Origin of the sequence: Bradyrhizobium sp., from assembly GCF_030693485.1 — a bacterium.
Classification (GTDB): Bacteria; Pseudomonadota; Alphaproteobacteria; order Rhizobiales; family Xanthobacteraceae; genus Bradyrhizobium.
The window spans coordinates 25,309-46,838 of sequence record NZ_JAUYAN010000250.1; the positions used below are offsets into that span (position 1 = coordinate 25,309).

21 protein-coding genes are annotated in these 21,530 nt (G+C 63.2%); 12 read left to right on the forward strand and 9 right to left on the reverse strand.

The genetic code is table 11. The features are described 5' to 3' along the window. Positions 1-23: 23 nt before the first annotated feature. Positions 24-617 carry an imidazoleglycerol-phosphate dehydratase HisB gene (gene hisB / locus Q8N40_RS18345; protein ID WP_305319249.1) on the reverse strand — a complete coding sequence of 198 codons (594 nt, stop codon included), beginning with the start codon at positions 615-617 and terminating at the stop codon, positions 24-26. 182 nt (positions 618-799) lie between these two features. On the opposite strand from hisB, the gene hslV reads away from it, so the two are divergent. The 4 genes from hslV (at position 800) to Q8N40_RS18365 (ending at position 4,601) form a co-directional block, all read left to right on the forward strand. Continuing rightward, the gene (gene hslV, locus Q8N40_RS18350) at positions 800-1,351 is read left to right on the forward strand and encodes an ATP-dependent protease subunit HslV (RefSeq protein WP_305319250.1); all 552 of its coding nucleotides are present in this window, start codon (positions 800-802) and stop codon (positions 1,349-1,351) included. Between the two features lie 15 nt (positions 1,352-1,366). Continuing rightward, on the forward strand, positions 1,367-1,852 hold the full coding sequence (locus Q8N40_RS18355) for a GNAT family N-acetyltransferase (RefSeq protein ID WP_305712818.1): 486 nt from the start codon (positions 1,367-1,369) through the stop codon (positions 1,850-1,852). Between the two features lie 77 nt (positions 1,853-1,929). Beyond that, the gene (gene hslU, locus Q8N40_RS18360) at positions 1,930-3,231 is read left to right on the forward strand and encodes an ATP-dependent protease ATPase subunit HslU (protein WP_305319252.1); all 1,302 of its coding nucleotides are present in this window, start codon (positions 1,930-1,932) and stop codon (positions 3,229-3,231) included. Between the two features lie 233 nt (positions 3,232-3,464). Then, positions 3,465-4,601: a hypothetical protein gene (locus Q8N40_RS18365; protein WP_305712819.1), complete on the forward strand. Its 1,137-nt coding sequence runs from the start codon at positions 3,465-3,467 to the stop codon at positions 4,599-4,601. Between the two features lie 57 nt (positions 4,602-4,658). Here Q8N40_RS18365 and Q8N40_RS18370 read toward each other — a convergent pair whose 3' ends face one another. The 3 genes from Q8N40_RS18370 to Q8N40_RS18380 are packed head-to-tail and all read right to left on the reverse strand — an operon-like array spanning position 4,659 to position 7,520. Beyond that, the gene (locus Q8N40_RS18370) at positions 4,659-5,261 is read right to left on the reverse strand and encodes a Smr/MutS family protein (protein WP_305712820.1); all 603 of its coding nucleotides are present in this window, start codon (positions 5,259-5,261) and stop codon (positions 4,659-4,661) included. Then, the gene (locus Q8N40_RS18375) at positions 5,258-6,892 is read right to left on the reverse strand and encodes a murein transglycosylase A (protein ID WP_305712821.1); all 1,635 of its coding nucleotides are present in this window, start codon (positions 6,890-6,892) and stop codon (positions 5,258-5,260) included. The genes Q8N40_RS18370 and Q8N40_RS18375 overlap by 4 nt, the downstream gene beginning before the upstream one ends. Then, entirely contained in the window at positions 6,816-7,520 is a 705-nt protein-coding gene (locus tag Q8N40_RS18380; protein ID WP_305319256.1) for a Tim44/TimA family putative adaptor protein, read from the reverse strand. Before Q8N40_RS18380 ends, Q8N40_RS18375 begins: the two co-directional genes overlap by 77 nt. A 462-nt stretch (positions 7,521-7,982) precedes the next feature. Between Q8N40_RS18380 and secB the strand changes: the two genes are divergently transcribed. Then, positions 7,983-8,471 (forward strand): protein-export chaperone SecB, encoded by a 489-nt coding sequence (gene secB / locus Q8N40_RS18385; RefSeq protein ID WP_305319257.1) that lies wholly within the window; start codon positions 7,983-7,985, stop codon positions 8,469-8,471. Positions 8,472-8,492: 21 nt separating this feature from the next. Here secB and dnaQ read toward each other — a convergent pair whose 3' ends face one another. From dnaQ to Q8N40_RS18405, 4 genes are read right to left on the reverse strand one after another with little or no spacing between them, the layout of a single operon-like run. Continuing rightward, the gene (gene dnaQ, locus Q8N40_RS18390; protein WP_305712822.1) at positions 8,493-9,188 is read right to left on the reverse strand and encodes a DNA polymerase III subunit epsilon; all 696 of its coding nucleotides are present in this window, start codon (positions 9,186-9,188) and stop codon (positions 8,493-8,495) included. 24 nt (positions 9,189-9,212) lie between these two features. Beyond that, the gene (gene coaE, locus Q8N40_RS18395) at positions 9,213-9,812 is read right to left on the reverse strand and encodes a dephospho-CoA kinase (RefSeq protein WP_305712823.1); all 600 of its coding nucleotides are present in this window, start codon (positions 9,810-9,812) and stop codon (positions 9,213-9,215) included. Between the two features lie 34 nt (positions 9,813-9,846). After that, complete coding sequence (locus Q8N40_RS18400) at positions 9,847-10,455, reverse strand: Maf family protein (protein WP_305712824.1); 609 nt, start codon at positions 10,453-10,455, stop codon at positions 9,847-9,849. Continuing rightward, positions 10,452-11,288 (reverse strand): pyruvate, water dikinase regulatory protein, encoded by an 837-nt coding sequence (locus tag Q8N40_RS18405; RefSeq protein ID WP_305319261.1) that lies wholly within the window; start codon positions 11,286-11,288, stop codon positions 10,452-10,454. The genes Q8N40_RS18400 and Q8N40_RS18405 overlap by 4 nt, the downstream gene beginning before the upstream one ends. Positions 11,289-11,771: 483 nt before the next feature. Between Q8N40_RS18405 and hemJ the strand changes: the two genes are divergently transcribed. From hemJ to Q8N40_RS18440, 7 genes are all read left to right on the forward strand, one after another. Next, a complete protein-coding gene (gene hemJ, locus Q8N40_RS18410) occupies positions 11,772-12,194 on the forward strand; it encodes a protoporphyrinogen oxidase HemJ (protein WP_305319262.1) in 423 nt (140 codons plus the stop codon). A gap of 257 nt (positions 12,195-12,451) precedes the next feature. Next, on the forward strand, positions 12,452-13,717 hold the full coding sequence (rho, locus tag Q8N40_RS18415; protein WP_305712825.1) for a transcription termination factor Rho: 1,266 nt from the start codon (positions 12,452-12,454) through the stop codon (positions 13,715-13,717). A gap of 324 nt (positions 13,718-14,041) precedes the next feature. Continuing rightward, positions 14,042-15,394, forward strand: coding sequence for a tRNA uridine-5-carboxymethylaminomethyl(34) synthesis GTPase MnmE (mnmE, locus tag Q8N40_RS18420; RefSeq protein ID WP_305712826.1), 1,353 nt, complete (start codon positions 14,042-14,044; stop codon positions 15,392-15,394). Between the two features lie 159 nt (positions 15,395-15,553). Further along, positions 15,554-17,437, forward strand: coding sequence for a tRNA uridine-5-carboxymethylaminomethyl(34) synthesis enzyme MnmG (gene mnmG / locus Q8N40_RS18425; RefSeq protein WP_305712827.1), 1,884 nt, complete (start codon positions 15,554-15,556; stop codon positions 17,435-17,437). A gap of 69 nt (positions 17,438-17,506) precedes the next feature. Further along, on the forward strand, positions 17,507-18,205 hold the full coding sequence (rsmG, locus tag Q8N40_RS18430) for a 16S rRNA (guanine(527)-N(7))-methyltransferase RsmG (RefSeq protein ID WP_305712828.1): 699 nt from the start codon (positions 17,507-17,509) through the stop codon (positions 18,203-18,205). Beyond that, positions 18,202-19,053: a ParA family protein gene (locus Q8N40_RS18435; protein ID WP_305712829.1), complete on the forward strand. Its 852-nt coding sequence runs from the start codon at positions 18,202-18,204 to the stop codon at positions 19,051-19,053. The genes rsmG and Q8N40_RS18435 overlap by 4 nt, the downstream gene beginning before the upstream one ends. A gap of 165 nt (positions 19,054-19,218) precedes the next feature. After that, positions 19,219-20,097, forward strand: a complete 879-nt coding sequence (locus Q8N40_RS18440; RefSeq protein WP_305712830.1) for a ParB/RepB/Spo0J family partition protein — start codon at positions 19,219-19,221, stop codon at positions 20,095-20,097. A 138-nt stretch (positions 20,098-20,235) separates the two neighbouring features. Here the strand turns inward: Q8N40_RS18440 and holA are convergent, their stop codons facing one another. Next, on the reverse strand, positions 20,236-21,264 hold the full coding sequence (gene holA, locus Q8N40_RS18445) for a DNA polymerase III subunit delta (RefSeq protein ID WP_305712831.1): 1,029 nt from the start codon (positions 21,262-21,264) through the stop codon (positions 20,236-20,238). Positions 21,265-21,530 lie beyond the last annotated feature (266 nt).

The following is a 21,530-nucleotide window of genomic DNA, read 5'->3' on the forward strand; positions in this document are numbered from 1 at the left end:
CTTTTCCGGATCACGCTGGTAAATCAGCCGCCGAGCTGACCCTTGGTGGACGGCACTTCGCCCGCGGCGCGCGGATCGATCGCGACAGCCGCACGCAGCGCCCTCGCCAGACCCTTGAAGCAGGATTCGGCGATATGATGGCTGTTCTCGCCATATAGGGTCTCGACGTGCAAAGTCACGCCGGCATTGATCGCAAAGGCGTTGAACCATTCGCGGACCAGTTCGGTATCGAACGCACCGATCTTGTCGCGCGGAAACTCCACCTTGAACACCAGAAACGGACGGCCGGAAATGTCGATCACGACCCGCGACAGCGTCTCGTCCATTGGCAGATGGACCCCGGCATAGCGGGTGATCCCGGCCATGTTGCCGAGCGCCTGCTTCACGGCCTGGCCGATCGCGATGCCGACATCTTCGGTCGTGTGATGGTCGTCGATGTGGAGATCGCCAACCGCCTTCACGGTCAAGTCGATGCGCGAATGCCGGGCCAGCAGATCGAGCATATGATCGAAAAAGCCGACCCCGGTCGCGACGTTGGACACGCCTGATCCGTCGAGGTTCACCGTTACCTCGATATCGGTTTCTTTGGTCTTGCGCTTGATGGTCGCCGTGCGCATGAAAACTGCTTTCCTTTGGCCGAAAACGCGGCCCTTTTAACAGGCCGCTGCCGCCTTCGCTACTGCGGGATGGGCCGCGGGACGCCGAACTTCGCCCTATGGTGACCGAAATCACGCATCCAACGGCAGCGATTGTAACCGCACGCGCCAATCCCTAGATTTGGGCGAACACAGGGAATTCCATGGAAGCATCACAATCCCAGTCGCCGGTCTGGCACGGCACCACCATTTTGACGGTCCGCAAGGGCGGCAAGGTGGTGATCGGCGGCGACGGCCAGGTCTCGATCGGCCAGACCATCATCAAGGGCAACGCCAAAAAAGTCCGCAAACTCGGCAAGGGCGACGTGATCGGCGGCTTTGCCGGCGCCACGGCCGACGCCTTTACGCTGTTCGAGCGGCTGGAAAGCAAGCTCGAGCAATATCCTGGGCAATTGACCCGCGCCGCGGTCGAACTCGCCAAGGACTGGCGCACCGACCGCTATCTGCGGCGGCTGGAAGCGATGATGATCGTCGCCGACAAGGATGTCTCGCTGGTCCTGACCGGCACGGGTGACGTGCTGGAGCCGGAAACCGGCGTGATGGCGATCGGATCCGGCGGCAACTACGCCCTGGCGGCCGCCCGCGCGTTGGTCGACTCCGACAGGGACGCCGAAACCATCGTGCGCCGGGCGCTCGATATCGCCGCCGACATCTGCGTCTATACCAACCGCAATGTGACCCTCGAGACGCTTTAGGGAACGCGGCCGGTCATGGCTCCGCCTTACATTTTCCGTCCGATGATCGCGGCCGATCTTCCGCTGATCCGGCGCTGGCTCGCGTTGCCTCATGTCAGGGAATGGTGGGGCGATCCCGCGGAACAATACTCGTTGGTAAGCGGCGACCTCGACGAGCCGGCGATGGATCAATTCATCGTCTCGGTACCCGGCCGTCCGTTCGGTTACATCCAGTGCTACGACCTCACCGCATGGAATACAGGCATCGGACAACAACCCCCGGGCACGCGCGGCATCGATCAGTTCATCGGCGAGCCCGATATGATCGGATGCGGCCATGGCTCGGCTTTCATTCGCAGCTTCGTCGATGACCGGTTCAAGATCGGCGCGCCGCAGGTCGTGACCGACCCCGATCCGACCAACCACCGCGCCATCAGGGCATATGAAAACGCGGGTTTCATCAGGGACCGGCTGGTAGATACTACCGAAGGCGAGGCCCTGCTGATGGTGCGTAACCCATGACGCTCCGGCGTGGCGCCGCCCCCGCCGATCATCCGATGCCGCTTGTGCCGGCCACCTTTTGAACCTAGCTAGGACCCATGACCGACTTCTCTCCCCGTGAAATCGTTTCCGAACTCGACCGCTTCATCGTCGGCCAGGCCGACGCCAAGCGCGCGGTCTCCATCGCGCTGCGCAACCGCTGGCGGCGGCTGCAGCTCACCGGCCTGCTGCGCGAGGAAGTATTGCCGAAAAACATCCTGATGATCGGGCCGACCGGTGTCGGCAAGACCGAGATCGCGCGGCGGCTGGCGAAACTGGCCGGCGCGCCGTTCATCAAGGTCGAAGCCACCAAATTCACCGAGGTCGGCTATGTCGGCCGAGACGTCGAGCAGATCATCCGCGACCTGGTCGAGGTCGCGATCGCGCAGACCCGCGAACGCAAGCGCAAGGATGTGCAGGCCCGCGCGCAGCTCGCCGCCGAGGAGCGCGTGCTCGATGCCCTGGTCGGCCCCGGCTCCGGCCCTTCGACGCGGGATTCGTTTCGCAGGAAGCTGCGCGCCGGCGAACTCAACGACAAGGAAATCGAGATCGAGACGCAATCTTCCGGCGGCGCCCCGATGTTCGAGATTCCCGGCATGCCCGGCGCGCAGCTGGGCGCGATCTCGATCGGCGATATCTTCGGCAAGATGGGCGGACGGACCAAGACCCGCCGCCTGACGGTGGTGGATTCCCACGAGCTCCTGGTCAACGAGGAATCCGACAAGCTGCTGGACAGCGATCAGCTGGTTCAGGAAGCGATTCATGCGGTCGAGAACAACGGCATCGTGTTTCTCGACGAGATCGACAAGATCTGCGTGCGCGACGGCCGCACCGGCGGCGACGTTTCGCGCGAAGGCGTGCAGCGCGACCTGCTGCCGCTGATCGAAGGCACCACCGTCTCGACCAAGCACGGCGCGGTCAAGACCGACCACATCCTGTTCATCGCTTCAGGTGCGTTTCACATCGCCAAGCCGTCGGACCTGCTGCCGGAACTGCAGGGGCGGCTGCCGATCCGTGTCGAACTGGAAGCACTGACCCGCGACGACATGCGACGCATCCTGACCGAGCCTGAAGCGTCGCTGATCAAGCAATATATCGCGCTGCTGCAGACCGAAGGCGTCACGCTCGATATCACGCCCGACGCCATCGACGCGCTGGCCGATGTGGCCGTCGCGGTCAATTCCACCGTCGAGAATATCGGCGCACGGCGCCTGCAGACCGTGATGGAGCGGGTGCTCGACGAGATTTCCTTCGCCGCCCCCGACCGTCATGGCGAGACCATCCAGATCGACGCCGCCTATGTGCAGAAACATGTCGGCGACCTCGCCAAGAACGCGGATCTGAGCCGGTTTATTTTGTAAGCATCCATCAATCGTCGTCCCTGCCTAGTGCGCAATTGCGCACGGGGCGCAGGGACCCATAACCCCGGTCATCTCATGTAGATGACATATCTACCACCCAGCCTGACCGCGATGTCACGGCGTATGGACCCCGGCGTTCGCCGGGGCGACGCCGAATGTTATCGCGGCATTGCACGCCGCATATCCGGCATGTGATAGTTCGCAGCGGATCGAACCGCTGTCTCGGGTGCCGAATGAATCTGCGTTTGCGGGAAAATCCCTGGCGGCTGATGCTCGCGGTCAACATCGCCGTGCTGATCGGCGTCTTGCTCTACAAGCTGACGCGCGAGCCCTATGTTCCCTACATTCATCTGCTGGTCGATTATCATTTCGGCTTTACAAAACGCGCACTGATCGGCGCGGGCGTCGCGTTGTTCTTCGACAAGGTGCCGGTGTGGCTGGTGTTCGCGCTATCAGGCGCGGTGTGGCTGATCACGCTCGCCTTGTTCGCAAAATTGTTCCGGCGCACCTTTGGCTTTGACGACGCGCACCTGCCGCTGTTCGTGTTCATGGCGGGATCGCCGTTCTTTCTGAAGAATTTCATGCACACGCTCGGCCACTTCGACATTTACGGCTGTGCTTTTGCGATCGGCTTGCTGCTGATCCCGGCGCGCTCGATCTGGTTCGTCCTGCTCGCCGCCGCCTCCTCGATGATCCTGATCCTGATCCACCACATCCACTTCCTGATGTACGTGCCGACCATCGCGGTCATCGTGGTGCTGCGCCATTACCTGAGGCGGCGGCCAACGCGATCGAGTGCGATCGCCGGCCTGACAGCATTGGTGGCCGTCGGCATTCTGTTCTTCGCCGCGCAGTTCCTAGGAACGATGTCGGTCCCGGCGGCAGAATTCATCGCCCGTCTGCAGGGCCGCATTGCCGACCCGTCGCAACAGGACCTGCTGCGCTACACCCATGCCTTTGGCCTTATATGGTATCAGCCGCTTTCCCAGGAGATACACGATACGTGGGAACGCATGCCGTCCAACCTGTTGGGCGTGCCGGTATTCGCACTGCTGATCTGGCTGCACGCCCCGCTCTGGAAATATTTCGCCGGGCTGATCCGGTCGCTCTCGGATCCGTTGCACCGCCGCATCGTTATCGCCGGCATCGTTGCCGTCAGCGCGGCCTATCTGGTGATGTTCGCGATCGTGTTCGATTATTCACGCTGGATTTCGAACTGGGCGGTCTGCATGTTCCTGATCCTGCATGCGGTCAAGACCTTGCCGGCTTCGAGCGAGGTGCCGATGATATCGAGCGATGATCGAAGGACCACCATTCTCGGCGCGATCGTGACGTTGATCCCGCGCGTCGGGATCGTGCGGCCGTTTTGATTTTGACGCGTTTTCTTTACGCGAACCGGTACCCACTTCGCTCGAAAACGCTACGGGTTAGATTCTCGATCGTCGTACCCGCACATACAGCGCGCCTTCGCCGCCATGGCCGATATGGGCTTCCTCGAAACCGACCACCAGCGAACGGAATTCGGGCAGGCTCAGCCATTGCGGCACCTGGCGGCGCAGCACCCCGCGTTCGGATTCCGCGCCAATCTTGCCCTTGCCGGTGATGACGAGCACGAAGGTCAGGCCCTCACTGTGGGCGCGCTGCAGGAAGCCGAACAGCACCCGATGGGCGCGGGTTTGCGTCATGCCGTGCAAATCGAGCCGCGCATCGATCTCCTTGCGTCCGCGCGACAGCTGCGAACGCTCGCGGCGCCCGAGCGGGGCCAGCGGCGGAGCGGTCGGCGGCAACGCGGGTCTGGCAACGCGCGGCAATTTAGCCGGTGGAAGCAGCTTCGGCGGGGTTGCGGGTTTTGCGGCGGCCGGCGTTGCGGGATCCGCGGGCGCAATCTGCGCCTTGGCGGCGCGGGCCCTTTTGCGCAGCGGTTTTGTCTGCTTGGCGACGCTCTCCCACAGCGTGCGCTCTTCCTCGCTCAGGCTGCGCCGGCGCCGCGGCGCTGCGGGCAGTTCCGGAATCGGGGGCGGACGTTTCATCGGCCGTGGCGGTGATGACGATGATGGCGGTCTCGATGGCGGCGCGTTTCGCGGCTCGGGGCGACATTCGGCCGCGCTTCCGGCAACGGCACGGGTTTGGCGATCTCGGCCGATGCGGTGGCCGCGGGAGCGACGGCGGCGGGAGGCTGTGCTGCAGCAGGTGCCGCACTTTTCGCAGCCGTCCCGTCCTGGGGCTGATCCTTCAGGGGATCGACCTGCGGAAACAGCTTTGCGATTTTCTCCGATGGCCGCGGGTCCGGTACCGGCATCTTGCGGCCCCTCGCCGAGGGATCGAGGCTGTTCGGGACCAGCATGACGAAGCGCGCATTGTGCCGGAACCGGCCCGATATTTTTCCGGCCTCGGCGCCGGCGCCGAAATAGAGATCGGCGCGCGCGGGACCGACGATCGCCGATCCGGTGTCCTGCGCGATCATCAGCCGGCGGAACGGCGTCTTCGATTGTTCCGATTCGATCGGCAGTTCGCCCTCGATGAAGAACGGCGTGCCATAAACATGCAACGCCTTGTCGACCGCGATCGAGCGGCCCGGGCTCAGCGAAACACCCTGCGCGCCGACCGGTTCTTCGGCGGCGGAAAGATTCACTTCGCGAAAGAACACATAGGAGCGGTTCTGCCTGCGCAATTCGTTGGCGCCGTCGGGGTTCTGCTGCATCCACTCCCGGATCTTCTGCATCGACATCTGATCCCGGGGGATGATGTTGCGTTCGATCAGGATGCGGCCCACCGGCGTGTAGGAGAAGCCGTTATGCGCGTCGTAATTGATGCGGACGGTGGAGCCGTCCTCGAGGCGCACCCGCGCCGAGCCCTGGATCTGCGTGAACAGCAAATCGGTCTGGTTCTTCAGCCAGACGATTTCGAGGCCGCGGCCGGCAATCGCGCCGTCCTCGATCTCGGCGCGATCGTAATAGGGCACGAGCTTGCGGCGGCCGATCTTGCGGAACACCTGGCCCTTGTTCGGCAAGCCCGCGTGGCTCTCCCTGGCGCCGCGGACGAATAGATTGGAAGGGCGGCGATAGACCGGCACGGTGTAGATTTCGGTCTGGGTTCTGGATCCATCCAGGATGGGCTCATAGTAGCCGGTCACAAACCCTTCGGCTTCGCCAAGCCGCGAAATTCGCAAGGCAAGGAAATGCTCTTCGAAGAACGTCTTGGCCCTGGCCGCGGTGTCAATTTCGAGCGCCCGGGCCGCCCGGCAGGGATCGCGCAGCGAGGTACCCAGCGCCTTCGGTTCGGCCGGAGGCTTGCGTTCCGCCACGATCGGCCTGCAGCTGATGCGAAACGCCTTGTAGGCGAGCAGATGATCGTCCTCGCGCCAGCCCAGGATATCGGCCCAGGCCACCGGCGCATATTGGCCGCCGCCGATTTCCAGCGGCGAGGCGAGCTGCGGATATGGCAGGGGACGGGCAGCGGGAAGATGCGGACGCGCGTGATGCGAAGCATGGGAACGATGCCCGGCGAACCCGCTCGATGGCGCCAGCGACAATACCGCAGCGGTCGCGCCGACCGCGACGGCATACCAGCCGGCGCCGCGCGCGTTATTGAGCGCTTCCCGTGCCAACCAGCTTCCAGTTCGGATCGCGTGAGGTGATGTCGCGGGCGAAGGTCCAGACATCGGTGATATCGGCGACCGTTTCGGCGCTGCCGTCGACAACCGTGCCGGCCTTGTCTCGGGTGGCCGTGATCATCTGCGACACGAAGCGAACGGTCAGCTGCGCCGCGCGGTCGCGGGCTTCCGCCCCGACGAGCTCGGCCTTGTCGATCGAGACGAAGCGCGTTTCCGTCCTCTGCTCGTGCTTCTCGCGATCCTTGATCACCGCCTCGAAACTCTCATAGACCTCGGACGACAGCAGATCCTTCAGCGCGCGGCGGTCGCCATTGGCGAAAGCCAGCACGATCATCTCGTAGGCGCTCTTGGCGCCGCTGAGGAAATGCCGGGGATCGAACGAGGAATCCTGGGCGGCAATGGCGTCGAGGCCCTGCGCCAGCGGCGTGCCAGGTTCGGCCAGACCCTTCCAGCGGTCGGTCGGGGGGACCACATCCGCGGTCGGCGCCAGCGGCGCCTGGTCGATCACCGCGCCCGGGATCGGCACCACATTATTGTCCTGCGCGCCATGCAGCACGTTGCGCGACGCGCGATCGAACGGCGGCCGCTCGTTTCCGGTGCGCTGTCCAAGAACGTTACGCAGGCGCAGGAAGATAAAGACCGCCAGCGCCAGGAAGATGATAGTGTAAATGTCCACGTCGCATTCGCTTTCTGGTCTGCACCGGGATTGGGCCGGTGGTAGAGCGTTTCGATCAGGAAACGGCAGAGATTAAATCATGGATTGGGTCTGCAGCATGTAGGCACGAAACGGGGCCTGGCCAAGGCTCTTGCTAGCGAAGGCTCTTGCAAGCGAAGGCTCTTGCCTGTTGCCCTGACGGAATTGTAGCGCGTTTTTGCGGTGGGTGGAAACCCGATCATGTCCGGAAATGGCGCATATTCAACAATTTAGGCCCTCCCGCGGCGATCCGGCCTGGCTACCGGATGCCTGATCCCCCGAGCCGGCCGATCCCTTGGGGCGCCCCGGACGGCCGCAGGCGATGGTCGTCCTTGTGGACCAAGCCGCGGCTATGATAGCCACTCGCCCCGACATCGGCCTTTTCATACGTCGCGAGCGAATTCAGACGTAAAACCCGCCCGCTCGGCTCCAGGAGAGATTTTCATGACCAACGGCAATGGCACACCTCCCGAGGCGGCCGCTCCTCCCCAGTTGAACGTGTTGGCGCAGTATACCAAGGACTTGTCGTTCGAGAATCCGAACGCGCCGGCCTCGCTGGCGCCGCAGCAGCAGCAGCCCGCGATCAACATCCAGATCAACGTCAGCGCCAACAATATTGCCGAAAACGAGTTCGAAGTGACGCTTTCGGTCGAGGGCAAGGCCGAAAACGCCGGCAAGGTGATGTTCAGCTTCGATCTCGCCTATGCCGGCGTGTTCCGGATCATGAACGTACCGCAGGAAAACCTGCATCCGCTGGTCATGATCGAATGCCCGCGGCTGCTGTTCCCGTTCGCGCGCGAGATCATTGCGACCTCGGTGCGTGACGGCGGATTCCCTCCGCTGATGCTGGATCCGGTCGATTTCGTCGGTCTGTATCGCCAGAATCTGGAACGGCAGGCCGCGGCACAGGCCTCGCAGGCAAAGCCGAGCTAACGCGAACGGACCCGGTTCCCGTCAACCAGCCAGAAAATCGTTCCAGACCGGCTTGTCGCCCAGCGTGGCGACAAAAGCCCGATGGGCCGCGCGATCTTCATCGCTGACGCGCGGCGCGAGCGGCGCCTCGCGCATCCGCCGCGGCATTTCGCCGTACCCGCCGGCGCGCACATCGCGGCTCTCCGTTGCCAGGATCAGTTGCGACTGCCGGGCCCCGATCAGGTCGATATAGACCTCGGCCAACAGCTCGGCGTCGAGCAAGGCGCCGTGCTTGGTGCGGCGGGAATTGTCGATCGCATAGCGCGAGCAGAGATCGTCGAGCCGGTTCGACACCCCCGGATGCTTGCGGCGGGCCAGCAGCAGCGTGTCGACCAGCCGGTCGCGCGAAATGGCCGGCCGCTGGATGCGGTCGAGTTCGGCATTGATGAAGCCGATATCGAACGACGCGTTGTGGATCACCAGCGGCGCATCGGCGATGAACTCCAGGAACTCGTCGACCACATGGGCGAAAAGCGGCTTGTCGGCAAGGAACTCGCTGGAAAGGCCGTGCACGGCGAAGGCTTCGGCCGGCATGGAACGTTCCGGATTGATGTGGCGGTGAAAGGTCTGTCCGGTCGGCATGCAATTGATCATCTCGACACAGCCGATTTCAACCAGCCGGTCGCCGCGCAGCGGGTCGAGGCCGGTGGTTTCGGTATCGAGAACGATTTCGCGCATGGGTCTGGTCCGGAAGGCGGCGAATCAGCTGCGCCGTTGCGGCATTTTAGCAACCTGCTGCAGAATGTCGCGGATCTGGACCCGCACCGGGTCGAGACCGTCAGATGTATCCACCACGAAATCCGCCCGCTTGCGCTTTTCGGCATCCGGCAGCTGACGCGCCAAAATGGAATCGAGCGCTTCGCTGGTCATGGTGCCCCGCGCCATGATTCGCGCGCGCTGGTTCTCCGGCGAGGTCGTCACCACCACCACCGCATCGACGCGTTTCTCGCCGCCGGTCTCATACAGCAAGGGCACGTCGACCACCGCCACCGGTGCGCCGGCCCGCTCGGCATCTGCGAAGAACTTTTGCCGCGAGGCGCCCAGCATCGGGTGGACGATCTGCTCGAGCTGTTTCATGGCCGCGGGATCGTGCACGACGCGCGCCGACAATTTCGGACGATCGACCTTGCCGTCAACGGTGGTACCGGGAAATGCCGCTTCGATCGCCGGCGCCGCCTCGCCTTCATACAATTGGTGAACGGCCGCATCGGCGTCGTAGACCGGGACGCCGGCTTCCGCGAACAATTTCGCGGTGGTGGATTTGCCCATTCCGATCGAACCGGTCAGCCCAAGAATAATCATTCAACGTTCGCCAATTTTTGTTCCCGGGAATTGTTCAGATGCCAAGCAGCCGCTCGTTGCGCAGAAACCCGAGCAAGGCCAGCAGTGGCAGTCCAAGGATGGTGAAGTGGTCGCCGTCGATGCGCTCGAACAGATGCACCCCCAGCCCTTCGAGCTGGTAGGCGCCGACGCTGGAGGTCACCGCCTCTCCTGCCATATCCAGATAGGTCTGGATTTCAGCCCCGCTGAGCTGCCGCATGGTCATGCGTGCGATAGCGGTGTTTTCGAACATGATCTTGCCGTCGCGCGCGACCGCAACGGCGGAGTGCAGTTCATGAGTTCGGCCAGCTAGATCGCGTAGCTGCTCGCCGGCCGCGGTACGGCCGGCCGGCTTGCTGAACAGCCTGGTCTCCAGCGCCAGGGTCTGATCGGCGCCGACGACATATTTTTCCGGCTGGCGTATCGACACGTCAAGCGCCTTCACGCGCGCAAGAAGCGCAGCTATTTCACCAGGCGCTGACAGGGCGGAGGATTGCTGCACGGCGCGCTCATCGATGTCGGCCGGAACGGCTTCGAAATGAATGCCGGCATTGGCCAGCAGCATCTGCCGCGTGCGGCTTTGCGACGCCAGGATCAACGGATCTTTGCCGCGCCACAGCGTCATTCGGAAATCCGCTGCCGTTGCCGGTCGGTGAACAGTTTCAGTATTGCAGCAGCCGTTTCTTCGATCGACCGCCGTGTCACGTCGAGCTGGGCCCAATTGAATCTCGCGCACAATTTCCGCGCGTAGGCGACCTCGTCGGTGACCGATTGCCGATCGATGTAGGTGTCATTGTCCCGGTCACCCATGCTTAACAGCCGGTTCTGCCGAACCTGAATGAGGCGTTCGGGCGTGGCGTGAAGACTGACCACCAGCGGCTTCTTCAACGTCTCCAGTTGATGCGGGATTGGAATGCCAGGGACCAGCGGCACATTGGCCGTGCGGATGCCGCGATTGGCGAGATAGATCGAGGTCGGTGTTTTCGAGGTGCGCGATACACCGACCAGGATCACCTCGGCTTCTTCCAGCCCTTCGACATGCTGACCGTCATCATGCATCATCGTGTAATTCAGCGCATCGATGCGCTTGAAATATTCCGTGTTCAGGACGTGTTGGGCGCCGACTCGGCCGGTCGTGGCGGCGCCGAGATAGGCCTGAAACAATTGCATCACCGGACCGATAATCGAAAGGCTCGGGATATTCATTTCCCTGCACTTGGCTTCCAGCCGGGCGACCAGATCCTTTTCCAGCAGGGTGAACAACACGATTCCGGGAGCTTCCTCGATTTCATCGAGCACGCGATCGAGCTGCTTCTGGCTGCGCACCAGCGGATAGACATGTTCGACCGGCGTCACATTGGCGTATTGCGCGGCTACCGCACGCGCCACCGTGATCAGGGTCTCACCGGTCGAATCGGACACCAGATGAAGATGAAAATAATTGCCGGTCGTAGGCACCTAGACCCCTGTGTATCCTGTGAATCGCTGTGGAGTTTACCTGAGAGAATCGAACACGAACCGGGCTGTCCGGGATAACCCGGCTTTTTCTGCACAGGCCTCCTGTTCGGGATAACTCCATGCGGTCGGTGCAATGATAGTGTGGTTATGTGGACTTGTCTCTTGATAAACCGTCCGTCAAGTCAGCCAAGCATATGAAACAGATCATGATATCCGGCTTGTCAGGATGAGCGCGGGATATGTTGATGGATGTGAACAAGTGCTGACAACGTCGCGGTGGTTTTGCGCTGGCGCTAATCACAGCTACTTAGACTCAAACCTAAGATTCTAAACTAGGTTATTTAGAAAGGCTGGGGGTGAGGATATGTCTGCCGTCGAGCCAGGACCGCCCTCGTGCTAAGCCTGCTTCACCGCAACGCTGCGATCCGGTGACACGTTCCGGGGCTGCGGCGGAAATTTGCCAACCGGGGTTGAGACGTCGCGATGTACGAATGGATCAAGGCGCTGCATGTCATCGCGGTCATCTCGTGGATGGCTGGCATGCTCTATTTGCCGCGGCTGTTCATCTACCACTGCGACGCTGAGGTCGGATCGAAGCAGTCCGAGACGTTCAAGATCATGGAACGCCGGTTGCTGAAGGCAATCATCAATCCGGCGATGATCGTGACCTGGCTGGCCGGGCTATACCTCGCCTGGTCCGGTGGCTGGCTTTCCGCCGGCTGGTTCCACGGTAAATTGCTGCTGGTGCTGGTGCTGTCGGGCGTGCACGGGTTTTTCGTCCGACTGGTGAAGGATTTTGCTGCTGACAGGAATGTCAGGCGTCAGAAATTTTACCGTATTATCAATGAGGTACCAACCGTTCTGATGGTCGTCATCGTGATTCTCGTGATCGTTAAGCCGTTTTGAGGGGTTTCGCCGTCAACATCCCGAACCGCGGGCCTGCTTGCGGAAGTCCGTCCGATTTTCTATATTGCTGAAATCCCACCCCACGCAGGCGGATGTGGTCGTGTTCCGGTTTTCCATCGAACCGGCCGCCGCATCAGGTTTGAAGCCTCACCGGCGCTTTCCTTGCTCAGACCTGCGGACCTTGCTTTTGCTCGCGTCCGCATTTTCTCAAAGCCTCCTCGCAACCCTCCCCCACGTTACTCCACAGGACCATCCCAATGCGGGAAATGAAACTTCAAGACCTCAAAGCCCAGACGCCGGCCGAGCTCGTCTCGTTCGCGGAGGAAAAGGGGGTCGAAAACGCCAGCACGATGCGCAAGCAGGAGCTGATGTTCGCCATTCTCACGCAGCTCGCGATCCAGGAAACCGACATCATCGGGGAGGGCGTCGTCGAGGTTCTCTCCGACGGTTTTGGCTTTTTGCGCTCGCCGGACGCCAATTATCTGCCGGGACCTGACGATATCTACGTTTCGCCGTCGCAGATCCGTCGCTTCGGATTGCGCACCGGTGACACCATCGAAGGCCATATTCGCAGCCCGAAGGAAGGCGAGCGTTATTTCGCGCTGCTGAAGGTCAACACGCTGAATTTCGAGGACCCGGAGAAGTCCAAGCACAAGGTCAATTTCGACAATCTGACGCCGCTGTTTCCCGATCAGCGCTTCCGGCTCGAGCTCGAAGACCCCACCAGAAAGGACCTTTCTGCGCGGGTTATCGACATCGTCGCGCCGATCGGCAAGGGCCAGCGCGCCCTGATCGTGGCGCCGCCGCGCACCGGCAAGACCGTGCTGATGCAGAACATTGCGCACTCGATCACCGCCAATCACCCGGAATGCTATCTGATCGTGCTGCTGATCGATGAACGTCCGGAGGAAGTCACGGACATGCAGCGTTCGGTGAAGGGCGAAGTGGTTTCCTCGACCTTCGACGAGCCGGCGGTTCGTCACGTCCAGGTCGCCGAGATGGTCATCGAGAAGGCCAAGCGGCTGGTCGAGCACGGCCGCGACGTCGTGATCCTCCTGGACTCGATTACACGCCTGGGGCGCGCTTACAACACCGTGGTGCCCTCATCCGGCAAGGTGCTGACCGGCGGCGTCGACGCCAACGCGCTGCAGCGGCCCAAGCGCTTCTTCGGCGCCGCGCGCAACATCGAGGAGGGTGGTTCGCTCACCATCATCGCGACCGCGCTGGTCGATACCGGCAGCCGCATGGACGAGGTCATTTTCGAAGAGTTCAAGGGCACCGGCAATTCCGAACTGATTCTCGATCGCAAGGTCTCGGACAAGCGGACTTTCCCGGCGATCGACATTTCGCGTTCCGGCACCCGCAAGGAAGAGCTGATCACCGATCCGCAACTTCTGAAGAAAATGTACGTGCTGCGCCGGATCCTCAATCCGATGGGCACCATGGATGCGATCGACTTCCTGCTCGACAAGCTGCGCAACACCAAGAACAACGCGGAATTCTTCGAGTCGATGAATACCTGATCGATCTGGCGGATCGCGAACGGGGCGTCCTCGCACAGGCGAGGGCGCCCTTTTCGATGCCACTGGGAGGGTTATGCTGCGGTCCATGTTGCAGCATAACTGCGGCATGACGTGGCAACCGGTTCGCGGATGTCGTATTAAGATATTGAAGTAATGAGATATTTGGCATCTGCCGGGGTTGGCGGATATAATGCGTTGCAACAATTACGCTGCGGGAATGCTGCGGCCTACGATCCATCCCCCGCCCACTCGCCCCGGTTCGGGGGAAGCCAACGGCTGGCGGTAATAGCGTTGCCTTTTCAAGGGCTCCGGCACAAATAGGCGATGCATCCGCGGGAACAGACGATTTTTGCCCTTTCGTCGGGCCGGCCGCCAAGCGCCATTGCTTTGGTGCGAGTCTCCGGGTCCCAGGCCGGTCCGGTTCTGACCGCTTTGGCCGGCAAGATTCCGGCGCCGCGGATGGCGACGCGGGTGCTGTTGCGGGATGTTGCGCAGCAGCCGATCGACGATGCGGTGGTGCTGTGGTTTCCGGGACCGGCCAGCGCGACTGGCGAGGATGTCGCGGAATTTCACGTTCACGGCGGCCGCGCGGTGCTGGCGGCGCTTTTCACGGCGCTTGCTGCTTTCGAGAATATCCGCGCCGCCGAGCCGGGTGAATTTACCCGTCGCGCCTTCGAGAACGGCAAGCTCGACCTCACCGAGGCCGAAGGTCTCGACGATCTGATTCATGCCGACACCGAGCGGCAACGCCGCCAGGCGCTGCGGCAGTTGAAGGGTCTGCTCGGCGACCGCGCGCGCGACTGGCGCGCCCAGATCATCGAGGCCTCGGCATTGATCGAAGCCGGGATCGATTTCTCCGACGAGGCTGACGTGCCGGCCGAACTGATCGCGCCGGCGCTGCTGAAAGTCGAAGCCTTGCTTGCGGAAATCGAAGAAGTCCTTGCGGCACAGGGCCGCAGTGAACGGCTGCGCGACGGCCTGGTGGTCGCGATCGCGGGCCCGCCGAATGTCGGAAAATCGACGCTGATGAATTATCTGGCGCGGCGCGAGGTGGCGATCGTCTCGCCGCATGCCGGCACCACGCGCGACATCATCGAGGTGCAGCTCGATCTCGACGGCTATCCGGTGACGGTGATCGACACCGCCGGGATTCGCGAGACCGACGATCCGGTGGAGCAGGAGGGCGTCCGGCGCGCTCGCGCCCGTGCGGCCGAGGCCGACCTGGTGCTGTGGCTGGCCGATGCGCAGCCCCAGAAAATTCTATCCGGGGCCACTGCGCCGGTTTGGCTGGTGCGCAACAAGATTGATCTCGACTCGGATCCGGCCGTTGGGGCGCAAGCAAATCGGGGTGGGGGCCGGGGCGACGCTGCGGCCGAATTTCGGATCTCGGCCAGCCGGGGTGACGGGATGCCGGAACTGGTCGCGGCGGTGGTTGGATTCGCCCATGATTATTTCGGTTCGGACGACGGTGGATTGATCGGCAGGGCACGGCAGCGAAAATTGCTGAAGGAGACGGCGGCTTCGTTGCGGCGCAGTGTTGAGATCGTCGGCAACGGGGAGGAGCTTGCCGCCGAGGAGCTACGGGCTGCGGCCTATTCGGTGGGGCGGTTGCTCGGGCGGGTCGATGTCGAGGATATTCTCGACGTGATCTTCCGGGATTTTTGTATAGGGAAGTAAGTAATATTTCTTTGTTCATTTCATGGAACGTGATGGAACTGGATTGTTTCACGTGAAACAACGCCTTTTCGCCCTCCGGAACCGGTGTTTCACGTGAAACAGGCTCACGAGGCGAACTTACCACTTCCGGCTTTCGCCGCCCCGCGATAAAAGCCTCACATGAATATTTCGCCAGAAACGTTCGACGTCATCGTGGTCGGTGGCGGTCATGCCGGCTGCGAAGCCGCCGGCGCCGCTGCGCGTCTGGGCGCCCGGACGGCGATGGTGACCCATCGTTTTGCGACGATCGGCGCGATGTCCTGTAATCCCGCTATCGGCGGACTCGGCAAGGGTCACCTGGTACGCGAGGTCGATGCGCTGGACGGGCTGATGGGCCGGGTCGCCGACGCCGGCGGCATCCAGTTTCGCATGCTCAATCGCCGCAAGGGACCGGCCGTTCGGGGGCCTCGCGCCCAGGCGGACCGCAAGCTTTATGCGGCTGCGATGCAGGCCGCCATCCGCGAGACGGCCAATCTGAGTGTGATCGAGGGCGAAGCCGACGAACTCGCCGTATCGGACGGCCGAGTCACCGGCATCCGGCTGATCGATGGCCGCGAGCTGTCTGCCGGCGCCGTTGTCATCACCACCGGCACCTTCCTGCGCGGCCTGATCCATCTCGGTGAAAAGAACTGGCCGGCCGGCCGCGTCGACGAAGCCCCGGCGCTGGGACTCTCCAAATCATTCGAACAGGCCGGCTTTACGCTCGGGCGGCTCAAGACCGGCACGCCGCCCCGGCTCGACGGGAGCACCATCGACTGGTCGGCTGTGGAGATGCAGTCCGGAGACGATCCGCCGGAGCCGTTCTCGGTGATGACTGACCGGATCACGACGCCGCAGATTCAGTGCGGGATCACCCGCACCACGCCGGCGACGCATGAGGTGATACGAGCCAATGTGCATCGCTCGCCTATGTATTCCGGTCAGATCAAGAGCTCAGGGCCGCGCTATTGCCCCTCGATCGAGGACAAGATCGTCCGGTTCGGCGACCGCGACGGGCATCAGATCTTTCTGGAGCCTGAAGGGCTCGACGACACCACGGTCTACCCCAACGGCATCTCGACCTCGCTGCCGGAAGAGGTGCAGCTCGCGATCCTGGCGACGATCCCGGGTCTGGAGCGGGTCCGGATGGTCCGGCCGGGCTATGCGATCGAGTATGACCATGTCGATCCCCGCGAACTCGACTCCACCCTGCAGACCCGGCGTTTGCCGGGGCTGTTCCTGGCGGGACAGATCAACGGCACCACGGGCTATGAGGAGGCGGCAGCGCAGGGCCTCGTTGCGGGTCTCAACGCCGCCTTGGCTGCCAGCGGCGCCGAACCGATCGTGTTCGACCGCGCCGATGGCTATCTCGGCGTCATGATCGACGATCTCGTGACCCGCGGGATCACCGAGCCGTACCGGATGTTCACCTCGCGGGCAGAATACCGGCTGACGCTGCGGGCGGACAATGCGGACCAGCGCCTGACCGACAAGGGCATCACGCTGGGCTGCGTGGGGCAGGCCCGGTCGGTCCGTCACGGCGCGAAGATGGCCGCGCTGAACCATGCCAAGGCACTGACAAAATCCCTGAGCATTACCCCCAATGAGGCAGGCAAGCATGGTTTGGCGCTCAACCGGGATGGCCAGCGCCGTTCGGCGTTCGAATTGCTGGCCTATCCCGAGATCGGCTGGACCGAGGTCCGCGGCATCTGGCCGGAGTTGTCGGCCATTGACCCAGCGATCGCCGTTCATCTCGAGATCGACGCCAAATACGACGTCTATCTCAAGCGCCAGACCGCTGACGTCGATGCCTTCCGGCGCGACGAGGGACTGATCCTGGCGGATATCGATTACAGCCTGGTGCCGGGACTTTCCAACGAGGCCCGATCAAAACTCGAAGCCGCGCGCCCGCGAACGGTGGGGCAGGCCGGGCGAATTGATTCGATGACGCCGGCGGCGCTGGGTATCCTGGCGGCGTATCTGCGGCGGGAAGCGCGAAAGAAACCGGCGGCGGCATCCGCATAGACCGTTTCACGTGAAACAGGGCTTGGGCCAAACATTCCGACGTCCGTGCAACCGAAGACCCCCGACTAGATGACCAAAGCAGCAAGCCAGACAAAATCTCCCATCCTCCCCGCCGACAAAGCGGCTGCGCTGGCGTTGACGCCCGTTTCACGTGAAACCGAGGTACGGCTGGATCGTTACGTCGCGCTGCTGCTGGAGTGGCAGGCCAAGACCAATCTGGTGGCGCCGTCGACGCTTCCCAATCTCTGGACCCGCCACATCGCCGATTCGCTGCAGCTGCTGGCCATCGCTCCGTCGGCCAGGGTCTGGGCCGACTTCGGCAGCGGTGGAGGTTTCCCCGGGGTGGTGCTGGCCTGCGCGCTGGCGGAGACGCCGGGCGCGATCATCCACCTGGTCGAGCGCAATGCCAAGAAGGCCGCGTTCCTTCGCGAGGCGCTGCGAGTTACCAACTCGCCCGGCCAGGTTCACCTCGCGGATATCGGGGATAGTGTGGATAGAATTGCCGGGCCGGTCGATTGCGTCACAGCCCGGGCGGTGGCTCCGCTACACCAGCTCATCGGCTTTGCGGAGCCGCTGGTGAGACACGGCGCGAAGGCGCTCCTTCTCAAAGGCCAAGATGTAGAGGCTGAATTGACCGAAGCCACTAAATATTGGAATATCAAGCCACATCTTCATTCCAGCCGCACCGGCGGACAAGGCTGGATCGTCGAGCTCGACCGGATCGAACGACGAAATCCATCCGCGACAGCAAATGGCGCCAGCGTATGACCGTAATAGATCAAATAGATCAAGAGGATAAGGCCAATCACCCGGCCGGCCATCCGCGCATCCTGGCGCTCGCCAACCAGAAGGGCGGCGTCGGCAAGACCACCACCGCGATCAACCTCGGCACCGCGCTCGCGGCCATCGGGGAGCGGGTGCTGATCGTCGACCTCGATCCGCAGGGCAACGCTTCCACCGGCCTCGGCATCGATCGCCGCAGCCGCAGCTGCTCGACCTATGACGTGCTGATCGGCGAGGCGCCGCTGCGCGACGCCGTGGTGCCGACCGCGGTGCCGCGCCTGCATATCGCGGCATCGACGATGGATCTTTCCGGCCTCGAGCTCGAACTCGGCGCGACCCGCGACCGCGCCTTCCGCCTGCGCGATGCGATCGCCGCCCTGAACACCGACGCCGCCCCCGATGCCGATTACAGCTATGTGCTGATCGATTGCCCGCCGTCGCTCAATCTTCTGACCGTCAATGCGATGGCGGCGTCGGATGCGATCCTGGTGCCGCTGCAATGCGAGTTCTTCGCGCTCGAAGGCCTGTCGCAATTGCTGCAGACGGTGGAGCAGGTGCGCTCGACCCTCAATCCAAACCTGTCGATCCACGGCATCGTGCTGACCATGTTCGACTCGCGCAATAATCTGTCGAACCAGGTCGTCGCCGACGTCCGCCAGTTCATGGGCGCCAAGGTCTACAACACCATGATCCCGCGCAACGTGCGCATCTCCGAGGCGCCGTCCTACGGCAAGCCGGTGCTGGTTTACGATCTCAAATGCGTCGGCAGCGAAGCCTATCTCAAGCTAGCGACCGAAGTGATCCAGCGCGAGCGCGAGCTACGCACGCATTGAGTTGGGCATCGCCCTTTGAGGCGCGCAAGAGCGCGCACCTCAGGGTGACGGCAACAGGCACAGCGTCATCCTGAGGTGCGAGGGGCAACGCCCCGAGCCTCGAAGGATGAAAGAATCCAGGCGTCTAATTCCGGAGTGCGACGAGTGAATCCAAGGGAGCTGGCGATGGCCGACGAAGCGCGTTCGCGACTGGGCCGCGGTCTTGCAAGTCTGATCGGGGATGTCGGCGGCGAGGCCGCGCATCTGGAGCGGCCGCGCTCGCAGCGCAAGGTGCCGATCGAATTCCTCAAACCCAATCCGCGCAATCCGCGCCGCAGCTTCTCCGATGCCGAACTCGGCGAGCTCTCGGATTCGATCAAGCAGCATGGCGTGATCCAGCCGATCGTGGTGCGTCCGGTCAAGGGCGCGCAGGATCGCTTTGAAATCATCGCCGGCGAACGGCGCTGGCGCGCCTCGCAGATCGCCGGACTGCACGAAGTGCCGATCGTGCCGGTCGATGTCAGCGATTCCGACGCGCTCGAAATCGCGATCATCGAAAACGTGCAGCGCGAGGATCTCAATGCGCTGGAAGAGGCGCAGGGCTATCACGCGCTGGCCAACGAGTTTAAGCGCACCCAGGACGAAATCGCAAAAATCGTCGGAAAGAGCCGCAGCCATGTCGCCAACATGATGCGGCTGACCAAGCTGCCTGACGGCGTGCAGGCCCTTATCGCCTCGGGCCAGCTGTCCGCGGGTCACGCGCGCGCGCTGATCGGCGTGCCCGATCCGGTGGCGGCGGCGAAGCGCATCGTCGAGGAAGGTCTCAACGTGCGCCAGGCCGAAGCGCTGGCGCATGTCGAGGGCGTGCCGGTGCGCAAACCGCAAAAGGCGCGTGGCGGCAAGGTCAAGGACCCCGACACGGTCACGCTTGAGAAGAGAGTCAGCGACATGCTGGGCCTGGCCGTCAGCATCAACCATCGCGATCCCGGCGGCACCGTGCAGATCCGCTACGGCGACCTCGACCAGCTCGACGAGATTTTAAGGCGGCTGGAGGCGACGGGGTAGGTAGCGTTCTTCTCCCTCTCCCGCTTGCGGGGGAGGGCCGGTGTGGGGGTGCTTCAACAGCCCGCGGTGCGGATGCATGCCCCCACCCGCGCGCTTCGCGCGCGACCTCCCCCGCAAGCGGGAGAGGTGAAGATTAACTCACCCCCGCCGCTTCGCATTGACCGCGATCGACATCAGCGCGCGCTGCGCGATCGCGGCGGCCAGCGTCGCCTGCTTGCGCGTCTCCAGCGCGGCGGTCGCGAGCTGTTCGATGATCCCGGCCAGCCGCGCCGTGCTGAGATTGCGCAGCGCGGCCTCGGCGCTCGGCTTCCTTGAAAAATGCAGCCGCGGGAATCCGCTGTCGAGCAAGCTCGATACCGGGGCGCCCTCGGCCACGGCGAGGCTGTTCTTGTGCAGCCACGCGGCATGGCGCTGCGCGGCTGAAATGATCATGCCGGGATAGGTGCCGGCCACCATGGCCTTGGCGAATTCGGTTTCCACCAGGTCCGGTTTTCCCGCGAAGGCGCCGTCGATGATCGGGTCGAGCTTGAGCTCGGAGGCGTCGGCGACCACCGCCATCACGTCGTCGAGCGTAACCTCGCGCGCGCCGTGCGCGTACAGCGCAAGCTTCTTCAGTTCGTTGCGCGAGGCCTGGCGGTCGCCGCCGAGCAGCGACATCAGGACCGCGCGGGCGTCGGCCGCGATGCCCAGGTTCGAAACCCGCAACTCGCTGTCGATCAATCGCGCGATCGCGCCGGCGTCGTCGGTATAGCAGGCGATCGCGACCGCGGTTTTGGCGCGCTCGCAGGCCTTGCGCAACGGCGATTCGGCCCGCAGCTCGCCGGCCTCGATCACGATGCGGCAGTCCTTCAGGGGCATATCGGCCAGCGTGTCGATTCCGCCGGCGAAACTGCGCGAGCCGGCGCGGACGCGAATGGCGCGGCGGCCGCCGAACATCGGTATGGTCATGGCTTCATCGACCAGCCGCGATGGCTCGGCGGAGAGCTCATCGCCATCGAGCCGCACCAGCGAGAACGGATCGTCGGGGTCGTCGACTGCGGACGCCAGCAGCGCATCGGCCCGTTCGCGCACGAGGCCGGCATCGGGACCGTAAAGCAGGATGATGGGACGCGCCGGATCGGGCCGGGCGAGAAAAGCGTCGATCTCTCTTCCGCGAAGCGCGACCATGGAGTGGGATCCAGCTTACCCTCCCCTGGAGGGGGAGGGTCGGCTCACATGGAGCGTAGCGACATGTGAGACGGGGTGGGGTGATCTCTCAACGCGGGCACTGTGCGAGGGGAGAGACTTTCACCCCACCCCGCCGCTCATTACATTCGCGTCGACCCTCCCCCTTCAGGGGAGGGTAAAGTCTTCAGCCGTCAGCTACCCGCGACGAAGAACGACGCCAGCCGGGTCTGGATATTCTCCGCGATCTCCTGCGCGGCGCGGTCTTC

Coding starts and splice junctions, on each gene's coding strand:
- coaE (WP_305712823.1), bottom strand. CDS start 9,812: ATGATTATTCTTGGGCTGACCGGTTCGATCGGAATGGGCAAATCCACC.
- Q8N40_RS18365 (WP_305712819.1), top strand. CDS start 3,465: ATGAATCTGCGTTTGCGGGAAAATCCCTGGCGGCTGATGCTCGCGGTC.
- hslU (WP_305319252.1), top strand. CDS start 1,930: ATGACCGACTTCTCTCCCCGTGAAATCGTTTCCGAACTCGACCGCTTC.
- mnmG (WP_305712827.1), top strand. CDS start 15,554: ATGAATATTTCGCCAGAAACGTTCGACGTCATCGTGGTCGGTGGCGGT.
- Q8N40_RS18375 (WP_305712821.1), bottom strand. CDS start 6,892: ATGTCTGGACCTTCGCCCGCGACATCACCTCACGCGATCCGAACTGGA.
- Q8N40_RS18440 (WP_305712830.1), top strand. CDS start 19,219: ATGGCCGACGAAGCGCGTTCGCGACTGGGCCGCGGTCTTGCAAGTCTG.
- dnaQ (WP_305712822.1), bottom strand. CDS start 9,188: ATGCGCGAAATCGTTCTCGATACCGAAACCACCGGCCTCGACCCGCTG.
- hisB (WP_305319249.1), bottom strand. CDS start 617: ATGCGCACGGCGACCATCAAGCGCAAGACCAAAGAAACCGATATCGAG.
- rsmG (WP_305712828.1), top strand. CDS start 17,507: ATGACCAAAGCAGCAAGCCAGACAAAATCTCCCATCCTCCCCGCCGAC.
- Q8N40_RS18370 (WP_305712820.1), bottom strand. CDS start 5,261: ATGAAACGTCCGCCCCCGATTCCGGAACTGCCCGCAGCGCCGCGGCGC.
- Q8N40_RS18400 (WP_305712824.1), bottom strand. CDS start 10,455: ATGACGCTGTGGCGCGGCAAAGATCCGTTGATCCTGGCGTCGCAAAGC.
- rho (WP_305712825.1), top strand. CDS start 12,452: ATGCGGGAAATGAAACTTCAAGACCTCAAAGCCCAGACGCCGGCCGAG.
- secB (WP_305319257.1), top strand. CDS start 7,983: ATGACCAACGGCAATGGCACACCTCCCGAGGCGGCCGCTCCTCCCCAG.
- holA (WP_305712831.1), bottom strand. CDS start 21,264: ATGGTCGCGCTTCGCGGAAGAGAGATCGACGCTTTTCTCGCCCGGCCC.
- hemJ (WP_305319262.1), top strand. CDS start 11,772: ATGTACGAATGGATCAAGGCGCTGCATGTCATCGCGGTCATCTCGTGG.
- mnmE (WP_305712826.1), top strand. CDS start 14,042: ATGCATCCGCGGGAACAGACGATTTTTGCCCTTTCGTCGGGCCGGCCG.
- Q8N40_RS18355 (WP_305712818.1), top strand. CDS start 1,367: ATGGCTCCGCCTTACATTTTCCGTCCGATGATCGCGGCCGATCTTCCG.
- Q8N40_RS18435 (WP_305712829.1), top strand. CDS start 18,202: ATGACCGTAATAGATCAAATAGATCAAGAGGATAAGGCCAATCACCCG.
- hslV (WP_305319250.1), top strand. CDS start 800: ATGGAAGCATCACAATCCCAGTCGCCGGTCTGGCACGGCACCACCATT.